This window comes from Cellulosimicrobium sp. JZ28 (genome assembly GCF_015327065.1).
In the GTDB taxonomy this organism is placed as follows: domain Bacteria; phylum Actinomycetota; class Actinomycetes; order Actinomycetales; family Cellulomonadaceae; genus Cellulosimicrobium; species Cellulosimicrobium funkei.
Window position 1 is genome coordinate 1545880 of record NZ_CP017660.1, and the last position, 15981, is coordinate 1561860.

General features: G+C 74.1%; 12 protein-coding genes. 7 read left to right on the top strand and 5 right to left on the bottom strand.

The window, feature by feature from the left end:
* The first annotated feature begins 58 nt into the window (after window positions 1-58).
* Complete coding sequence (locus BJP59_RS07085) at window positions 59-970, top strand: DUF3159 domain-containing protein (protein WP_194522560.1); 912 nt, start codon at window positions 59-61, stop codon at window positions 968-970.
* A gap of 42 nt (window positions 971-1012) precedes the next feature.
* Here BJP59_RS07085 and BJP59_RS07090 read toward each other — a convergent pair whose 3' ends face one another.
* Together BJP59_RS07090 and BJP59_RS07095 are read right to left on the bottom strand one after the other, a co-directional pair.
* The gene (locus BJP59_RS07090) at window positions 1013-1741 is read right to left on the bottom strand and encodes a potassium channel family protein (protein ID WP_085388779.1); all 729 of its coding nucleotides are present in this window, start codon (window positions 1739-1741) and stop codon (window positions 1013-1015) included.
* A complete protein-coding gene (locus tag BJP59_RS07095; RefSeq protein WP_031316042.1) occupies window positions 1741-2394 on the bottom strand; it encodes a potassium channel family protein in 654 nt (217 codons plus the stop codon). The genes BJP59_RS07090 and BJP59_RS07095 overlap by 1 nt, the downstream gene beginning before the upstream one ends.
* 94 nt (window positions 2395-2488) lie before the next feature.
* On the opposite strand from BJP59_RS07095, the gene BJP59_RS07100 reads away from it, so the two are divergent.
* The 5 genes from BJP59_RS07100 to BJP59_RS07120 all read left to right on the top strand — a co-directional run bounded on the left by BJP59_RS07100 (window position 2489) and on the right by BJP59_RS07120 (window position 10355).
* Entirely contained in the window at window positions 2489-4492 is a 2004-nt protein-coding gene (locus BJP59_RS07100; protein ID WP_043654622.1) for an APC family permease, read from the top strand.
* Window positions 4493-4759: 267 nt separating this feature from the next.
* Window positions 4760-6013 (top strand): class I SAM-dependent RNA methyltransferase, encoded by a 1254-nt coding sequence (locus tag BJP59_RS07105; protein WP_228485321.1) that lies wholly within the window; start codon window positions 4760-4762, stop codon window positions 6011-6013.
* A 78-nt stretch (window positions 6014-6091) separates the two neighbouring features.
* The gene (locus BJP59_RS07110; protein WP_194523160.1) at window positions 6092-6325 is read left to right on the top strand and encodes a hypothetical protein; all 234 of its coding nucleotides are present in this window, start codon (window positions 6092-6094) and stop codon (window positions 6323-6325) included.
* Between the two features lie 210 nt (window positions 6326-6535).
* The gene (locus tag BJP59_RS07115) at window positions 6536-9355 is read left to right on the top strand and encodes an aconitate hydratase (RefSeq protein WP_194522562.1); all 2820 of its coding nucleotides are present in this window, start codon (window positions 6536-6538) and stop codon (window positions 9353-9355) included.
* A gap of 115 nt (window positions 9356-9470) precedes the next feature.
* Window positions 9471-10355, top strand: coding sequence for an arginase family protein (locus BJP59_RS07120; protein WP_194522563.1), 885 nt, complete (start codon window positions 9471-9473; stop codon window positions 10353-10355).
* A gap of 34 nt (window positions 10356-10389) precedes the next feature.
* Here BJP59_RS07120 and BJP59_RS07125 read toward each other — a convergent pair whose 3' ends face one another.
* Entirely contained in the window at window positions 10390-11097 is a 708-nt protein-coding gene (locus BJP59_RS07125; protein ID WP_194522564.1) for an NUDIX hydrolase, read from the bottom strand.
* On the bottom strand, window positions 11094-12545 hold the full coding sequence (locus BJP59_RS07130; RefSeq protein ID WP_043654636.1) for a GuaB1 family IMP dehydrogenase-related protein: 1452 nt from the start codon (window positions 12543-12545) through the stop codon (window positions 11094-11096). Before BJP59_RS07130 ends, BJP59_RS07125 begins: the two co-directional genes overlap by 4 nt.
* Before the next feature lie 203 nt (window positions 12546-12748).
* Between BJP59_RS07130 and dxs the strand changes: the two genes are divergently transcribed.
* The gene (gene dxs, locus BJP59_RS07135) at window positions 12749-14671 is read left to right on the top strand and encodes a 1-deoxy-D-xylulose-5-phosphate synthase (protein ID WP_194522565.1); all 1923 of its coding nucleotides are present in this window, start codon (window positions 12749-12751) and stop codon (window positions 14669-14671) included.
* A gap of 89 nt (window positions 14672-14760) precedes the next feature.
* On the opposite strand, the gene BJP59_RS07140 is transcribed toward dxs, so the two are convergent.
* Entirely contained in the window at window positions 14761-15858 is a 1098-nt protein-coding gene (locus tag BJP59_RS07140; RefSeq protein ID WP_228485322.1) for a carboxylate-amine ligase, read from the bottom strand.
* Between the last annotated feature and the right edge of the window lie 123 nt (window positions 15859-15981).

Genomic DNA, 15981 nt, shown 5'->3' on the forward strand with positions numbered 1-15981 from the left:
CCGGCCGCACCGGCCCTCCCGCCGGCGCCGCCCACCCGAGCCCCGAGGACGCCACGACATGACGAGCAGCAGCGACGCGACCGGCGGCCCCGTGGGCGGGCGCCCCGACCCGGGACGCGGGCCCGAGCCCGTCGCGCACGACGCCGAGGTGGTCGAGACGGTCGTCGACGACGTCGCGGCGCCCGAGGACGGCCGCGCCCGGGGCGTGCGCGCGCTGGCGAGCGAGGACTTCTCGGTGGCCGACGCGATCGGCGGCGTGCGCGGGCTCGTGGAGTCCGTCGCGCCCGGGCTCGTGTTCGTGGTCGTCTACGTCGCGACGACCAACCTGCGCTGGGCGCTCGTCACGTCCGTCGCGGCCGCCCTCGTGGCCGTCGCCGCGCGCCTCGTCCAGCGCACGCCCGTGACGCAGGCGTTCGGCGGCCTGCTGGGGGTCGGCATCGGCGTCCTGTGGGCGTGGCGCTCGGGGGAGGCGCAGGACTACTTCGCGTGGGGCCTGTGGACCAACGCCGCGTACCTCGTCGCGCTCCTCGTGTCCGTGGTGGTCCGCTGGCCGCTCGTCGGGCTCGTCGTGGAGGGCTTCCGCAGCGGCTTCGGCGTGGGGACGGCGTCCGGCGGCACGACGGCGGACGCGACCGACGGCGAGCCCCGCGACGGTGCGGACGTTCCCGCGCCGCAGCCCGCCGAGCCGGCCGCCGGGAGCGCGGGAGAGCCCGGCGCGTTCGCCCGCTGGGCGCGGGCGTGGCGGTCGGACCGCGCGCTCGTGCGCCGCTACACCGCCGCGACGTGGCTGTGGATCGGGCTCTTCGGGGCGCGTCTCGCGGTCCAGGTGCCGCTCTACCTCGACGGCGACGTCGGCTGGCTCGGCACCGCGCGCCTCGTCATGGGGATCCCGCTGTGGGCCCTCGTGCTGTGGCTCACGTGGATCCTGGTGCGCCGCCCCGCGACCGCCGGCCCGCGCCCCGCGGCGTAGCCGCCCCGTCGCCCAGGCCGCACCGTCGCGCGGGCCGCGCCGTCAGAGCAGGTCGCCGCCGAGCTCGGGAGCCTCGACGGGCGCGTCCGGCGCCGTCGGGCCGTCCTCGTCCTCGCCGGCGAGCAGCCGCGCGAGCGCGCCCTCGTCCGCCTCGTTCCCCGTGACGAGCAGGAGCTCGTCCCCGACCTCGAGCGTGTCGTCCGCGCTCGGCGCGATGGGGCGCGTGCCGCGCACGATCGCCGCGAGCACGGTGTCCGCCGGCCAGCGCACCTCGCCCACGCGTCGGCCGAGGAGCGGTGACGACGGGGGCAGCGTCACCTCGAGGATGTCCGCGCCGGACTGGTGGAACGTGAAGATGCGCACGAGGTCGCCCACGGCGACGGCCTCCTCGACCATCGCCGTCATGATGCGCGGCGTGGACACGGCGACGTCGACGCCCCACGACTCGTCGAACATCCACTCGTTCTTCGGGTTGTTGACGCGCGCGACCGTGCGCGGCACGCCGAACTCGGTCTTGGCGAGGAGCGACACGACGAGGTTCACCTTGTCGTCGCCGGTCGCGGCGACGATGACGTCGCACTCGTCGACCTTCGCCTCGGCGAGCGACGACAGCTCGCACGCGTCGGCGAGCAGCCAGTCGGCGTCCGCGACCTGCGCGACGCGCATCGCCGCGGGCTGCTTGTCGACGAGCATGACCTCGTGGTCGTGGCTGAGGAGCTCGCGGGCGATCGAGCGGCCGACGGAGCCCGCCCCGGCGATGACGACGCGCATCACTCGGCCTCGACCTTCGGTGCGTGGGTGAGCTTGCGTTCGACGACGGCGGCCCGCTCGTCGTCCATGAGCACGTGCAGCACGTCGTTCTCCTGCAGGACGGTGCGGTCGGTGACGAGGACGCCGTCGCCGAAGCGGCTGACGAACGCGACGCGCGCCTCGGTCGCGTCCTCGATGGCGCGCACGGTGCGGCCGATCCAGCCGGGGTGGAAGTCGACCTGGGCGAGCCGCACGCGCCCGGACGGGTCGCGGTACTCGTCGGTCGCGCCGAACGGGAGCATGCGGCGCAGCACCTGGTCGGAGGTCCAGCGCACGGTCGCCACGGTCGGGATGCCGAGCCGCTGGTAGATCTCGGCGCGCTGCGGGTCGTAGATGCGCGCGACGACCTTCTCGACGCCGAACGTCTCGCGGACCACGCGCGCGGACAGGATGTTCGAGTTGTCGCCGTCGGAGACGGCGGCGAACGCGTACGCGTCCTCGATCCCGGCCTGCACGAGCGTGTCGCGGTCGAAGCCGACGCCGGTCACCTTCTTGCCCGTGAACTCCGCGGGCAGGCGCCGGAACGCGTCGGGGTTCTGGTCGACGACGGCGACCGAGTGGCCGCTCGACTCGAGGGACTGGGCGAGCGTCGCACCGACGCGCCCGCAGCCCATGATCACGAAGTGCACGCACCGAACGCTACCGCCCGCAGGGCCCGCGAGCGCGCACCAGCGCGACCGGGCGCCGTCGGGCATAGCATGTGGCCTCGTGTCGGAGATCGCTGATGCCGCGAAGCGGCTGCTGCTCGGACGGCCTGTCCGTTCCGAGCACCTGGGGCACACGCTGCTCCCCAAGCGCGTCGCGCTGCCCGTGTTCGCGTCCGACGCGCTCTCGTCCGTCGCGTACGCCCCGGACGAGATCCTCCTGACGCTCGCGCTCGCGGGCCTCAGCGCGACGATGATCTCGCCGTGGGTCGGTCTCGCGGTCGTGGTCGTGCTGCTCACGGTCGTCGCGTCGTACCGCCAGAACGTGCGGGCGTACCCGTCGGGCGGCGGCGACTACGAGGTCGCGACGGTCAACCTCGGCCCGACGGCGGGCGTCGGCGTCGCCTCGGCCCTCATGGTCGACTACGTGCTCACGGTCGCGGTGTCGATCTCCTCGGGCGCCCAGTACGCCGCGAGCGCGATCCCCGCGCTGCGCGACCACGAGGCGCCGTTCGCGATCGGGCTCGTCGTGCTGCTCACGCTCGTCAACCTGCGCGGGGTGAAGGAGTCGGGCACCTTCTTCGCGATCCCCGTCTACCTCTTCATGCTCGCGATCGGCACGACGGCGGTCGTCGGCTTCTTCCAGTACGTCACCGGCAACCTCGGCCCGGCGGAGAGCGCGGAGTTCGAGCTCACGGCGGAGAGCGGGTTCGACCAGGGGCTCATGGGCATCGCGGGCGCGTTCCTCGTGGCGCGCGCGTTCGCGTCCGGGTGCGCCGCCCTCACGGGCGTCGAGGCCATCAGCAACGGCGTGCCCGCGTTCCGCAAGCCCAAGTCGCGCAACGCGGCCACGACGCTCGCCCTCCTGGGCGGCATCTCGGCGGCGATGATGCTCTCCATCCTCTTCCTCGCCCGGGCGACGGGCGTGCACTACGCGGAGGACCCGCACGCGCAGCTCTCGCTGAACGGCGAGCCGCTCCCGGTCGACTACGTGCAGCACCCCGTGATCGGGCAGCTCGCGGAGACGGTGTTCAGCGGCGCCCCGATCCTGTTCTATGTCGTGTCCGCCGTGACGGGGCTCATCCTCGTGCTCGCGGCCAACACCGCGTTCAACGGGTTCCCGGTGCTCGGCTCGATCCTCGCCAAGGACGGCTACCTCCCGCGCCAGCTCCACACGCGCGGCGACCGCCTCGCGTTCTCGAACGGGATCATCACGCTCGCGGTCGCGGCGATCGTGCTCATCTGGGCCTTCGACGCCGAGGTGACGCGCCTGATCCAGCTCTACATCGTGGGCGTGTTCGTGTCCTTCACGCTGTCCCAGCTGGGCATGGTGCGGCACTGGACCCGCGCGCTGCGCACCGAGCACCAGCCGCGCGAGCGGTCCCGCATGCGCCGCTCGCGCGTCGTGAACACCGTGGGCCTCGGCATGACGGGCACGGTGCTCGTCATCGTGCTCCTCACGAAGTTCACGCACGGCGCGTGGATCGCGATCCTCGCGATGGCGATCGTCTTCGTGCTCATGAAGTCGATCCGCAAGCACTACGACACGGTGCGCGACGAGCTCGCGCTCGGCGACGACGCCGCGGCCGCCCGCGCGCTGCCGAGCCGCGTGCACGCGATCGTGCTCGTCTCGAAGATCCACCGCCCGACGATGCGGGCGCTCGCGTACGCGCGGGCGTCGCGGCCGTCGGTGCTCGAGGCCGTCACCGTCGGCGTCGACGCCGAGGACGTCGAGGACCTCATGCGGCAGTGGGAGGCTCTCGACCTCCCGGTGCCGCTGCGCGTGCTGGACTCGCCGTTCCGCGAGATCACGCGCCCCGTGCTGTCGTACGTGCGGTCGGTCCGCCGCGAGTCCCCGCGCGACCTCGTGGTCGTCTACATCCCGGAGTACGTCGTCGGGCACTGGTGGGAGCAGCTGTTGCACAACCAGAGCGCGCTGCGCCTCAAGGGCCGGCTCCTCTTCACGCCGGGTGTCGTGGTGGCGTCGGTGCCGTGGCAGCTCTCGTCGACGGAGGGGCAGACCGGGCTCGAGGGCGAGGGCTTCCGCCAGCGCTTCACCGGGTACTGATCGCGCCGGCGCGACTCCCGGAGGAGGCCCGGTCCCGACGTCGGGGCCGGGCCTTCGCGCGCGTCCGCGGCGGGGGCCGGCGGGAGTCCGGGGGAGAGTGCGGGGGGAGCGCGCGGGAGAGTCCGGGATACTGGGGGCATGCCGTCCTCCTCGCGTGGTCCTGCCGTGCCCTCCGACCGACCGTCCGACCCCGGCGCGGGTCGTCCCGAGCGCGCGCCGCGCCGGTCCGGCCGCCGACCCGGCCGGCAGACCCGGCAGTCGCCGCGCGTGCTCCCTCGACCTGAGGTCGAGGTCGAGCTCGAGGTCGGCCCGGTGGCGCACGGCGGTCACTGCGTGGCACGGCACGAGGGCCGGGTCGTCTTCGTGCGGCACGCCCTGCCGGGCGAGCGCGTGCGCGCCCGCGTCACCGAGGGCGGCGACGCGGCGAAGTTCTGGCGCGCCGACGCGGTCGAGGTCCTCGAGGCGTCGCCCGACCGCGTGCCGTCCGCATGGCCCGAGGCGGGCCCGGGCGGCGTGGGCGGCGGGGAGCTCGCGCACGTCGCGCTCGGCGCGCAGCGGCGGTGGAAGCGCGACGTCCTGGCCGAGCAGCTGCGCCGCCTCGCGCACGTCGACCTCGACGCGCTTCACCCTCAGGTAGAGGTCGAGGGTCTGCCGGGGGACGACGAGCGCGGCGGCCTCGCCTACCGCACGCGCGTGGACCTCGTGGCCGACGGCGGCGGCCGCGCCGGCATGCACCGCTTCCGCTCGCACACCGTCCTCCCGCTCGACGCGATGCCGCTCGCGAGCGAGGACGTCGCCGACCTCGCGGCGCACGAGAAGGTCTTCACCCGCTCGTGGCGCCCGGGCACCCGGATCGAGCTCGTCGCGCCTGTCGGGTCCGCGCCGGTCCTGCTCGTCGACGGCGAGCCCTGGCGCGGGGGGTCTCTCGACCACCGGCCCAACGCGCGGCGCAGCGTCACCGAGCGCGTCGTGCTCGGCGACCGCGAGCACACGTACCGGGTTGCCGCGGACGGGTTCTGGCAGGTCCATCGCGAGGCGCCCGCCGCCCTGACGCGCGCGGTGCTCGACGGCGTCGGTGACGTCGACGGCGCGCGCGTGCTCGACCTCTACTCGGGCGCCGGGCTGTTCACGTCGCCGCTCGCGGCCGCCGTCGGGGACGCGGGCACCGTGCTCGCGGTCGAGGGCGACGAGCGCGCCGTGCGCGACGCTCGGCGCAACGCGCACGGGCTCGACCGGGTCGAGCTGCGGCACGGGCCGGTCGAGCAGGTGCTCGCCCAGGACGGGAGCGGCGCGGACGTCGTCGTGCTCGACCCGCCCCGCGTCGGTGCCGGGCGCGCCGTCGTCGAGGCCGTCGCGGGCCGCGAGCCGTCGCGCGTCGTCTACGTCGCGTGCGACCCGGCCGCGCTCGCGCGCGACGTGTCGTACCTCGCGGAGCACGGCTACGGGCTCACGTCGCTGCGCGCGTTCGACCTCTTCCCCATGACCCACCACCTGGAGGCGGTGGCGGTCCTCACGCGCTGACCGCGTGGCGGCGCGGGCGCGCCGCCACGGGCACATGATGAGGGGGAGACCCCTACGAGCACGGACGGTGAGGCGCGCATGACGAGCACGGCGGCGACGGGGACCCGGGCGGACGTCCGGGCGGCGAGCCAGGACGGGCCCGGCGGCGAGCCGGACGACGTCCGGGACGTCGTCGGCGTGGGCGTCCTGATGCCGAACGGGCGTCTCGCGGGCCGCGGCTTCGCGTCGCGCGCCGAGGCGGAGGCGTGGGCGCGGCCCGAGGAGGGGGAGCAGGTCGTCGAGCTCAACGTCCTGTGCGACTGCGACCTCTGAGCCGTCGCCGACCCCATATATCTTGACGTCAAGATATATGGGGTATGCTGGTCGCGGTGCAGGTCGCAGCGGGTCGTGGACGAGCCGCCGGCCACCGCCCCGCCCGTCCTCCAGGACGCGGCCGGAGCGGCGCACCGGCCCGGCGTAGTCTGGGCGAAGCCCCCTGAACCATGGCATCCGTGCCACCGTCTCGCCACGAAGGAGCTACGAGTGAGCAGCGTCGACACGTTCGGGTCGAAGGGAACGCTGGAGGTCGGTGAGAACTCGTACGAGATCTTCCGCCTCTCCGCCGTCGAGGGTGTCGAGCGCCTCCCGTACAGCCTGAAGATCCTCGCCGAGAACCTCCTGCGCACGGAGGACGGCGCCAACATCACCGCGGACCACGTCCGCGCGCTCGCGTCCTGGGACCCCGACGCGCAGCCGGACACCGAGATCCAGTTCACGCCGGCGCGCGTGATCATGCAGGACTTCACCGGTGTGCCGTGCGTCGTGGACCTCGCGACGATGCGCGAGGCCGTCGCGGAGCTCGGCGGCGACCCGTCGCGCATCAACCCGCTGGCGCCGGCCGAGATGGTCATCGACCACTCGGTCCAGATCGACGTTGCGGGCCGCTCGGACGCGTTCGAGCGCAACGTCGAGTTCGAGTATCAGCGCAACCACGAGCGCTACCAGTTCCTGCGCTGGGGCCAGACGGCCTTCGACGACTTCAAGGTCGTCCCCCCGGGCACCGGCATCGTGCACCAGGTCAACATCGAGTATCTCGCGCGCACCGTCATGACCCGTGAGGTCGGCGGCGTGCTCCGCGCCTACCCGGACACGTGCGTCGGCACCGACTCGCACACGACGATGGTCAACGGCCTCGGCGTGCTCGGCTGGGGCGTCGGCGGCATCGAGGCCGAGGCGGCCATGCTCGGCCAGCCCGTCTCGATGCTCATCCCGCGCGTCGTGGGCTTCAAGCTCAACGGCTCCATCCCGGCGGGCGTGACCGCGACGGACGTCGTGCTCACCATCACGCAGATGCTGCGCCAGCACGGCGTCGTCGGGAAGTTCGTCGAGTTCTACGGCGCGGGCGTGGCCCAGGTGCCGCTCGCGAACCGCGCGACCATCGGCAACATGAGCCCCGAGTTCGGCTCGACCGCCGCGATCTTCCCGATCGACGGCGTGACGATCGACTACCTGCGCCTCACGGGCCGCAGCGACGAGCAGCTCGCGCTCGTCGAGGCGTACGCCAAGGAGCAGGGCCTGTGGCTCGACCCCGAGGCCGACGGCTACGTCGAGCCCGTCTTCTCGGAGTACCTCGAGCTGGACCTCTCGACGGTCGTCCCGTCGATCGCCGGCCCGAAGCGCCCGCAGGACCGCATCGAGCTCGGCGAGGCGAAGGAGTCGTTCGCGTCCGCGATCCTCGACTACGTCGACGCCCAGGAGGCGGCGCCGTTCACGGGTCTCGACGAGTCCGTCGAGGAGACGTTCCCGGCGTCCGACCCCATCGCCGCCGCCGCGCACGACGACCCGTCCGACCAGCCGGTCGCGCCGGGCCACGCCGACAGCGCGAAGCGCCCGCACAAGGTCGTCCCGGTCACGCTCGAGGACGGCACGACGACCGAGCTCGACCACGGGCACGTCGTCATCGCGTCGATCACGTCGTGCACCAACACGTCGAACCCGTCGGTCATGCTCGCGGCGGCCCTGCTCGCGAAGAAGGCGGTCGACCGCGGCCTCGCGTCGAAGCCGTGGGTCAAGACGTCCATGGCGCCCGGCTCGCAGGTCGTGACGAACTACTACGAGAAGGCCGGCCTGTGGCCGTACCTCGAGAAGCTCGGCTTCCACCTGGTCGGCTACGGCTGCGCCACGTGCATCGGCAACTCGGGCCCGCTCGCCGACGAGATCTCGGCGACGGTCAACGAGCACGACCTCTCGGTCGTCTCGGTCCTCTCGGGCAACCGGAACTTCGAGGGTCGCATCAACCCCGACGTGAAGATGAACTACCTCGCGTCGCCGCCCCTCGTCATCGCCTACGCGCTGGCCGGCACGATGGACTTCGACTTCGACGGCGAGCCCCTGGGCACCGACCCGCACGGCGAGCCGGTCTTCCTCAAGGACATCTGGCCCTCCCCGGAGGAGGTCCAGGCGACGATCGACGCGTCGATCGACCGCGACATGTTCACGAAGGACTACGCGGACGTCTTCACGGGTGACGACCGCTGGCGCGCGCTCGAGACGCCCGAGGGCGACACGTTCGCGTGGGACACCGAGTCGACCTACGTGCGCAAGCCCCCGTACTTCGACGGCATGGGCATGGAGCCGTCGCCCGTCACGGACATCTCCGGCGCGCGGGTGCTCGCGAAGCTCGGCGACTCGGTGACGACCGACCACATCAGCCCCGCCGGTGCCATCAAGGTGGACTCGCCGGCCGGCAAGTACCTCGCGGAGCACGGCGTCGCTCGCCGCGACTTCAACTCCTACGGCTCGCGCCGCGGGAACCACGAGGTCATGATCCGCGGCACGTTCGCGAACATCCGCCTGCGCAACCAGCTCCTCGACAACGTCGAGGGCGGCTACACCTTCAACTTCGTGAAGGACTCGCAGGACACGATCTACGACGCCGCGCAGGACTACGCCGCGCAGGGCACCCCGCTCGTCATCCTCGGCGGCAAGGAGTACGGCTCCGGCTCGTCGCGCGACTGGGCGGCCAAGGGCACCGCGCTCCTGGGCGTCAAGGCCGTCATCACGGAGAGCTTCGAGCGCATCCACCGCTCGAACCTCATCGGCATGGGTGTCCTCCCGCTGCAGTTCCCGGCGGGCGAGAACGCCGAGTCGCTCGGCCTCGCGGGCACGGAGACCTTCGACATCGAGGGCATCACCGCGCTCAACGACGGCACCACGCCGTCGACCGTCAAGGTCACGGCCACCAAGCCCGACGGCACGAGCGTCGAGTTCGACGCCGTCGTGCGCATCGACACCCCGGGCGAGGCGGACTACTACCGCAACGGCGGCATCCTGCAGTACGTGCTGCGCTCGCTCGTCGCCTGACACGCACGCGCGTCCCGACGGCGCGTCCACCCCGGCCGGGGTGGGCGCGCCGTCGCCGTTCTCCGGCAAGGCCCTGCGTGGGGCGGTGTCGGGGGTCCGGCGTAGCGTCGGTCGCATGACACAGCGGTCGTGGTCGGTCCTGGGCGTCCCGTCGAGCGCGGCGGCCCACGGCCCCGGTCTCGAGAAGGCGCCCGCGGCGCTGCGCGCGGCCGGTCTCGTGGACGCGCTGCGGGGGCGCGGGCTCGCGGTCGTCGACCAGGGCGACGTCGAGATGGCCCGCTGGCGCGCGCGCCACGAGCCCGGTCGCCTGAACGACGTCGAGCGGGTCGCCGCGGGCGTCGGTCGCGTCCGCGAGGCGGTGGGGCGCGAGCTCCGAGCGGGTCGTGTGCCGCTCGTGCTCGGCGGCGAGTGCACCGTGACGCTCGGGGTCGTCGCCGCGGTGGTGGACGTGCACGACGACTGCGGGCTGGTCTACGTCGACGGCGGGCAGGACCTCTTCACGGTCGCGTCGCACCCCGAGGAGCCCATCGCCGACGCGACGGGCGTCGCCCACCTCCTCGACCTCCCGGGCGCGAGCCCGGAGCTGAGCGCCGTCGGGGCGCGACGACCGCTCCTGGACGCGCGACGGCTCGCGTTCCTCGGCTTCTCCGACGCCGAGGAGGACGAGGACGGCCGCGTCGCCGCGACCCGGGTCCCCGCCGCCGAGGTCTCCGCAGGTCCCGAGGCGGCGGCCCGTCGTGCCGTGGACGGCGTGGGCGGCGGGCCGTTCGTGCTCCACGTGGACGTGGACGTCCTCGACTTCTTCGCGCTGCCCGCCGCCGACGTGCCCGTCTTCGGGCGCGGGCTCGTCCCCGCCGAGCTGGAGCGCGTCGTGCGCGAGATCGTCTCCGACCCGGACCTCGTCGCGGTCACGCTGGTCGAGTTCAACCCGGACCACGGCGGGTCGACGACGGCCCGCGCGCTGGTCGACCTGCTCGCCCGCGCGCTCGCGTCCGGCTGACGCGGGGTACGGGCACCGAGGGGCGGGCGGGCCGTCAGAGCGGGGCGTCGAGCGTGCGCGTCCGGTCCCACGGCTCGGTCCAGCCGAGCCGGTCGAACAGCGCGTCGAGGATGCCGCCGGTGAAGCCCCAGACGAGGTGCTCGCGCCCGTCGGCCTCCACGAGGAAGCCGGGGCTCTTGTGCACCCGGCGGTCACGGCGGACCGTCACCGTGCGGCGCCGGCCGGGGTCGAGCAGGTCGGCCACGGGGACCCGGAACACGTGGGCCGACTCGGCGGCGTCGACGGCGCGGACCGGGGTGGGCCGGGCCCACCACCCGAGCACGGGCGTGACGACGTGGTTGCTCACCGGCACGGGCAGCCGACCGAGCGTGCCGAGCACCTCGACGCCGCCCGGGTCGAGGCCCGTCTCCTCCTCGGCCTCGCGCAGCGCGCCGCCCACCGGGCCGTCGTCGTCGGGCTCGAGCCGGCCGCCCGGGAACGCGACCTGGCCCGGGTGGTGGCCGAGCGTCGTCGCGCGCGCGAGCAGGAGCACGTCGAGGTCGGCGGGGACGGCCGCGGCCGGGTGCTCCGCGGGCACCCCGTCGAGGACGCCGAAGAGCAGCAGCACGGCGGCGTCGCGCGCGTCCGGGCGCAGCGTGCCGACGGCGTGGCGCCACGGCTCGGGCCAGGCACCGCCGTCCCGGGCGAGGGTCGCGAGCTGCGCGCGCGCCGACTCGCGCGCAGCCTCGGGCGGGGTCGTCACCAGCTCACCGGGAGCGGGCGGCCCTCCTCGTAGCCCGCGGCCGACTGCACGCCCACGACGGCGCGGTCCGCGAACTCGGCGAGGCTCGACGCCCCGGCGTAGGTCGCGGAGCTGCGCAGCCCGGACGTGATCTGGTCGAGCAGGTCCTCGACGCCGGGCCGCTGCGGGTCGAGGAACATGCGGCTCGAGCTGATGCCCTCCTCGTAAAGCGCCTTGCGCGCGCGGTCGAACGGCGAGCCGCCCGCGGTACGGGCGGCGACGGCGCGCGCCGACGCCATGCCGAAGCTCTCCTTGTACAGGCGGCCGGTGCCGTCGTCGTGCAGGTCGCCCGGGGACTCGTAGGTGCCCGCGAACCACGAGCCGATCATCACCTGCGAGGCGCCCGCGGCGAGCGCGAGGGCGACGTCGCGCGGGTGGCGCACGCCGCCGTCGGCCCACACGTGCTTGCCGAGCTCGCGCGCCGCGGCGGCGCACTCCAGCACCGCGGAGAACTGCGGGCGGCCGACGGCCGTCATCATGCGCGTGGTGCACATGGCGCCCGGCCCCACGCCCACCTTGACGATGTCCGCGCCCGCGGCGACGAGGTCGCGCACGCCGTCGGCCGTGACGACGTTGCCCGCCACGACGGGGACGTCCGGGCCCACCGAGCGCACCGCGTCGAGCGCCTGGAGCATCTTGGCCTGGTGGCCGTGCGCCGTGTCCACGACGAGCACGTCCACGCCGGCCGCGAGGAGCTCCTTCGCCTTCGCCGCGACGTCGCCGTTGATCCCGACGGCGGCGCCGACGCGCAGGCGGCCGGCGTCGTCGAGCGCGGGCGCGTAGACCGACGAGCGCAGCGCGCCCTTGCGCGTGAGGACGCCGACGAGCGCGCCGTCGCGCGTCACGGGCGCGACCTTGAGGCGCGCGGTGTGGAGCTGCTCGTAGGCCGCCTCGAGCCCGGCACGACCGCCGTCGAGCACGGAGGCGTCGAGGACGAGGGGGTGGTCGGTCATCACCTGGTGGACCTGGGTGAAGCGGTCGACGTCGGCGCAGTCGGCCTCCGTGACCACGCCGACCGGTCGCCCGCCGTCCACGACGACCGCGGCGCCGTGCGCGCGCTTGCCGATGAGCGTGAGGGCGGTGTGGACGGTGTCGTGCGGGCCGACGACGACGGGCGTCTCGATGACGGGGTCCTTGGACTTCACGTCCGCGACGACGTCCGCCACGACGTCGGTCGGGACGTCCTGCGGGATGATCGCGATGCCGCCGCGCCGCGACACGGTCTCCGCCATGCGGCGCCCCGCGACGGCCGTCATGTTGGCGACGACGACGGGGATCGTCGTGCCCGTGCCGTCGGCGGAGGAGAGGTCGACGTCGAAGCGCGACGCGACCTCGGAGCGCGACGGGACGAGGAACACGTCGCCGTAGGTGAGGTCGGTCGCGGGGGACTGTCCGGGCAGGAAGCGCATGGCTCCATCCTACGAGGTCGCACCCCATCGTTGTCCGCAGTGCGGAAGGAGAGTTCCACGAACGCCGCGTCCGTGCGTCCGCGGCGCGAGTGTGCGTCAATGACGTGAAGGTCCCGTCGCCCGGCGCACCGCGGCGCAGGTCATCGGCCCGGACGGCCTAGAGTTGTCGGGCTGGTCGCACGGGAACGGAACGGAGCATCTGCATGAGCCTGCTTGGCACGATCACCTCGCCCGAGGACGTGCAACGGCTGACCCCGGGGCAGGCGCGCGAGCTCGCCGCGGAGATCCGGGCGTTCCTCGTCGACTCCGTCTCCCGCACGGGCGGCCACCTCGGCCCGAACCTCGGGGTCGTGGAGCTGACCATCGCGATGCACCGCGTGTTCTCCTCGCCCACGGACACCTTCGTGTTCGACACGGGCCACCAGTCCTACGTGCACAAGCTCCTCACGGGGCGCCAGGACTTCTCCGCGCTGCGCAAGCAGGGCGGGCTGTCCGGGTACCCGTCGCGCGCCGAGTCCGAGCACGACGTCGTCGAGAACTCGCACGCGTCCACCGCGCTGTCGTGGGGCGACGGCATCGCGAAGGCGAACGTCGTGCGCGGTCTCACCGACCGGCACGTCGTGGCGGTCATCGGCGACGGCGCGCTCACCGGCGGCATGGCCTGGGAGGCGCTCAACAACATCGCGGAGAGCCAGGACCGCCGGCTCGTGGTCGTCGTCAACGACAACGGGCGCTCGTACTCGCCCACGATCGGCGGCCTCGCGCACCACCTGTCGACGCTGCGCACCACGCACGGCTACGAGAGCTTCCTGCAGTGGGGCAAGCGCACCCTCAACCGGTCCGGGGCGCCCGGGCGGTTCGCGTACGAGTGGCTGCACGGCCTGAAGAAGGGCCTCAAGGACGTCGTCGCGCCCCAGGGCATGTTCGAGGACCTCGGCATCAAGTACGTCGGGCCGGTCGACGGCCACGACGTCGAGGCCATGGAGCACGCGCTGCGCCGCGCGAAGGCGTACGGCGCGCCCGTGATCGTGCACGCGCTCACCGAGAAGGGCCGCGGCTACACGCCCGCCGAGCAGGACGTCGCCGACCGCTTCCACGCCGTGGGCAAGATCCACCCGGAGACCGGGCTCCCGGTCGCGCCCTCGCGCTTCGGCTGGACGAGCGTCTTCGCCGACGAGATCGTCCAGATCGGGCGCCGGCGGTCCGACGTCGTCGCGATCACCGCGGCGATGCTCGAGCCGGTCGGTCTCAAGCCGTTCTCGCAGGCGTTCCCCGAGCGCACGTTCGACGTCGGGATCGCGGAGCAGCACGCCGCGACGTCGGCGGCCGGCATGGCGTTCGCCGGGCTGCACCCGGTGGTCGCGGTGTACGCGACGTTCCTCAACCGCGCGTTCGACCAGGTGCTCATGGACGTCGCGCTGCACAAGGCCGGCGTGACGTTCGTGCTCGACCGCGCGGGCATCACGGGCGACGACGGCGCGAGCCACAACGGCATGTGGGACATGGCGATGCTGCGCATCGTGCCGGGCCTGCGCCTGGCCGCGCCGCGCGACGAGGAGACCCTGCGGACCGCGCTGCGCGAGGCCGTGGACGTCGACGACGCCCCGACGGTCGTGCGGTACCCGAAGGGCGCGCTCTCGGACGCCCTGCCCGCCGTCGAGTCCGTCGACGGCGTGGACCTGCTCGCGGTGCCTGCGGGCGCGGGCGACGAGGCTGCCCCCGCCGCGGCGGCGCCGGGTGGTCCGCGCCGCGTCCTGCTCGTCGGCCTGGGCTCGATGGCCCGCGTCGCGCTCGACGCCGGGGAGTCGCTCACCGCGCACGGCGTCGACGTCACGGTCGCGTCGCCCACGTGGGTGCTCCCGCTGCCGAGCGCGCTCGTCAAGCTCGCCGGGGAGCACGACCTCGTGGTGACGGTGGAGGACGGCGTCGTGGACGGCGGGGTCGGTGCGCTGCTGGCCCAGCGGGCGCTGGAGTCGGGCGTGCGCACGCCCGTGCACCCGATCGGTCTCCCGGCGCAGTTCCTCGACCACGCCACGCGCGATCAGGTCGTGTCCGCGTACCGCCTCACTGGGGCGGACGTCGCGCGCGACGTGCTGGACGCGCTCGCGGCGCTCGCACGCGGCTGACGACCCCTGCCGCGCACCCGGCCCCGGGTACGCGGCCCCGGACACGAGGACGGCCCGCGGCGCAGGTGCGCCGCGGGCCGTCGCGTCGGTCAGGAGTGGGTGACCTCGACCGCGTGCTCGACGACGGCGCGCAGGTCGCCGCCGGACGCCGCGTGCCACGCGCGCTGCCGGGCGGCGCCGTTGCCCCCGGACCACAGGCGCCCGAGCAGCTCGGTCACCGCGTCCAGGTCCCCGGCGTCGACGAGCGCGTCGCGCACGTGCGCGACGAGCTGGCCCACGACGTCGTGCGCGGGGGCCGGGCGCCAGGTGAGGGGCGAGACGAGGTCCTCCTCGAGGCCCGAACGGCCGGCGCGCCAGGACGCGGTGCGCAGGATCTCGGGCCGCAGCTCGGGCGCGGGCGCGCCGTCGGCGGACTCGCGGGCCGCCGTCTCGACGAGACCGCGGGCGAGCGCCGCGAGCAGCGTCGCGGTGTCCGGGTCGAGGCACACGTCCGCGACGCGGATCTCGACCGTGGGGTAGCGCGACGACAGGCGGGCGTCGAAGTAGACCATGTTCTCGTCGAGGATCGTCCCGGTCGCGACGAGGCCGTCGACCGCCGCGCGGTACGCCTCGGGCGAGCCGAACGCGCGCGTCGGGCCGGAGGTGGGCCAGCGCGACCAGACCTGCGACCGGAAGCTCGCGTACCCGCTGTCCTGGCCCTGCCAGAAGGGCGAGTTCGTGCTCAGCGCGAGGAGCGTCGCGAGCCACGGCCCGATCCGGTCGAGCACGGCGACGCCCTCGGTGTCGTCCGCGACGGCGACGTGCACGTGACAGCCGCTCGTCAGCTGCTCGCGCGCCGTGAGGCCGAACGCGGCGCGCGCCTCGAGGTAGCGCAGGCGCGACACGGTCGTGCCCTCGAACGGCAGGGGAGACGTCGAGAGCGCGGCGACGCGGGCCCCGACGCGGTCCGCGGCCTCCTGGGCGCGACGCCGGCCCTCGCGGATCTCGGTCGCGAGCTCGTCGATCTCGCGGCGCGGGTGCGTCGCCGTCTCGAGCTGCTCCTCCATGAACTCCGACTCCAGCGAGCCGGTGCCCCCGCCCTTGTCGTCCGTGCCGGAGGCCTCGAGGGCCTCGGCCGCGCGGGCGACGGGCTGCCCGTCGTCGCCGACGAGCAGGAACTCTTCCTCGACCCCTACGGTGCGTTTCACCCGGGCAGTCTCACACGGATGCGCGCGGCACGTCCGGCGAGCGTGTGACGCGCGCCCGTGTCGTGCGTCACGACGGCGGCGCGGGGTCCCCAGGGGGAGGGCCGGAGGGCTTGTGAAGGTCAT

Excerpts from the sequence above, each read along its gene's own strand:
- BJP59_RS07085 (WP_194522560.1), top strand. The coding sequence starts at position 59 with ATGACGAGCAGCAGCGACGCGACCGGCGGCCCCGTGGGCGGGCGCCCC.
- BJP59_RS07090 (WP_085388779.1), bottom strand. The coding sequence starts at position 1,741 with ATGCGCGTCGTCATCGCCGGGGCGGGCTCCGTCGGCCGCTCGATCGCC.
- BJP59_RS07095 (WP_031316042.1), bottom strand. The coding sequence starts at position 2,394 with ATGGGCTGCGGGCGCGTCGGTGCGACGCTCGCCCAGTCCCTCGAGTCG.
- BJP59_RS07110 (WP_194523160.1), top strand. The coding sequence starts at position 6,092 with ATGACGAGCACGGCGGCGACGGGGACCCGGGCGGACGTCCGGGCGGCG.
- BJP59_RS07120 (WP_194522563.1), top strand. The coding sequence starts at position 9,471 with ATGACACAGCGGTCGTGGTCGGTCCTGGGCGTCCCGTCGAGCGCGGCG.
- BJP59_RS07130 (WP_043654636.1), bottom strand. The coding sequence starts at position 12,545 with ATGCGCTTCCTGCCCGGACAGTCCCCCGCGACCGACCTCACCTACGGC.
- dxs (WP_194522565.1), top strand. The coding sequence starts at position 12,749 with ATGAGCCTGCTTGGCACGATCACCTCGCCCGAGGACGTGCAACGGCTG.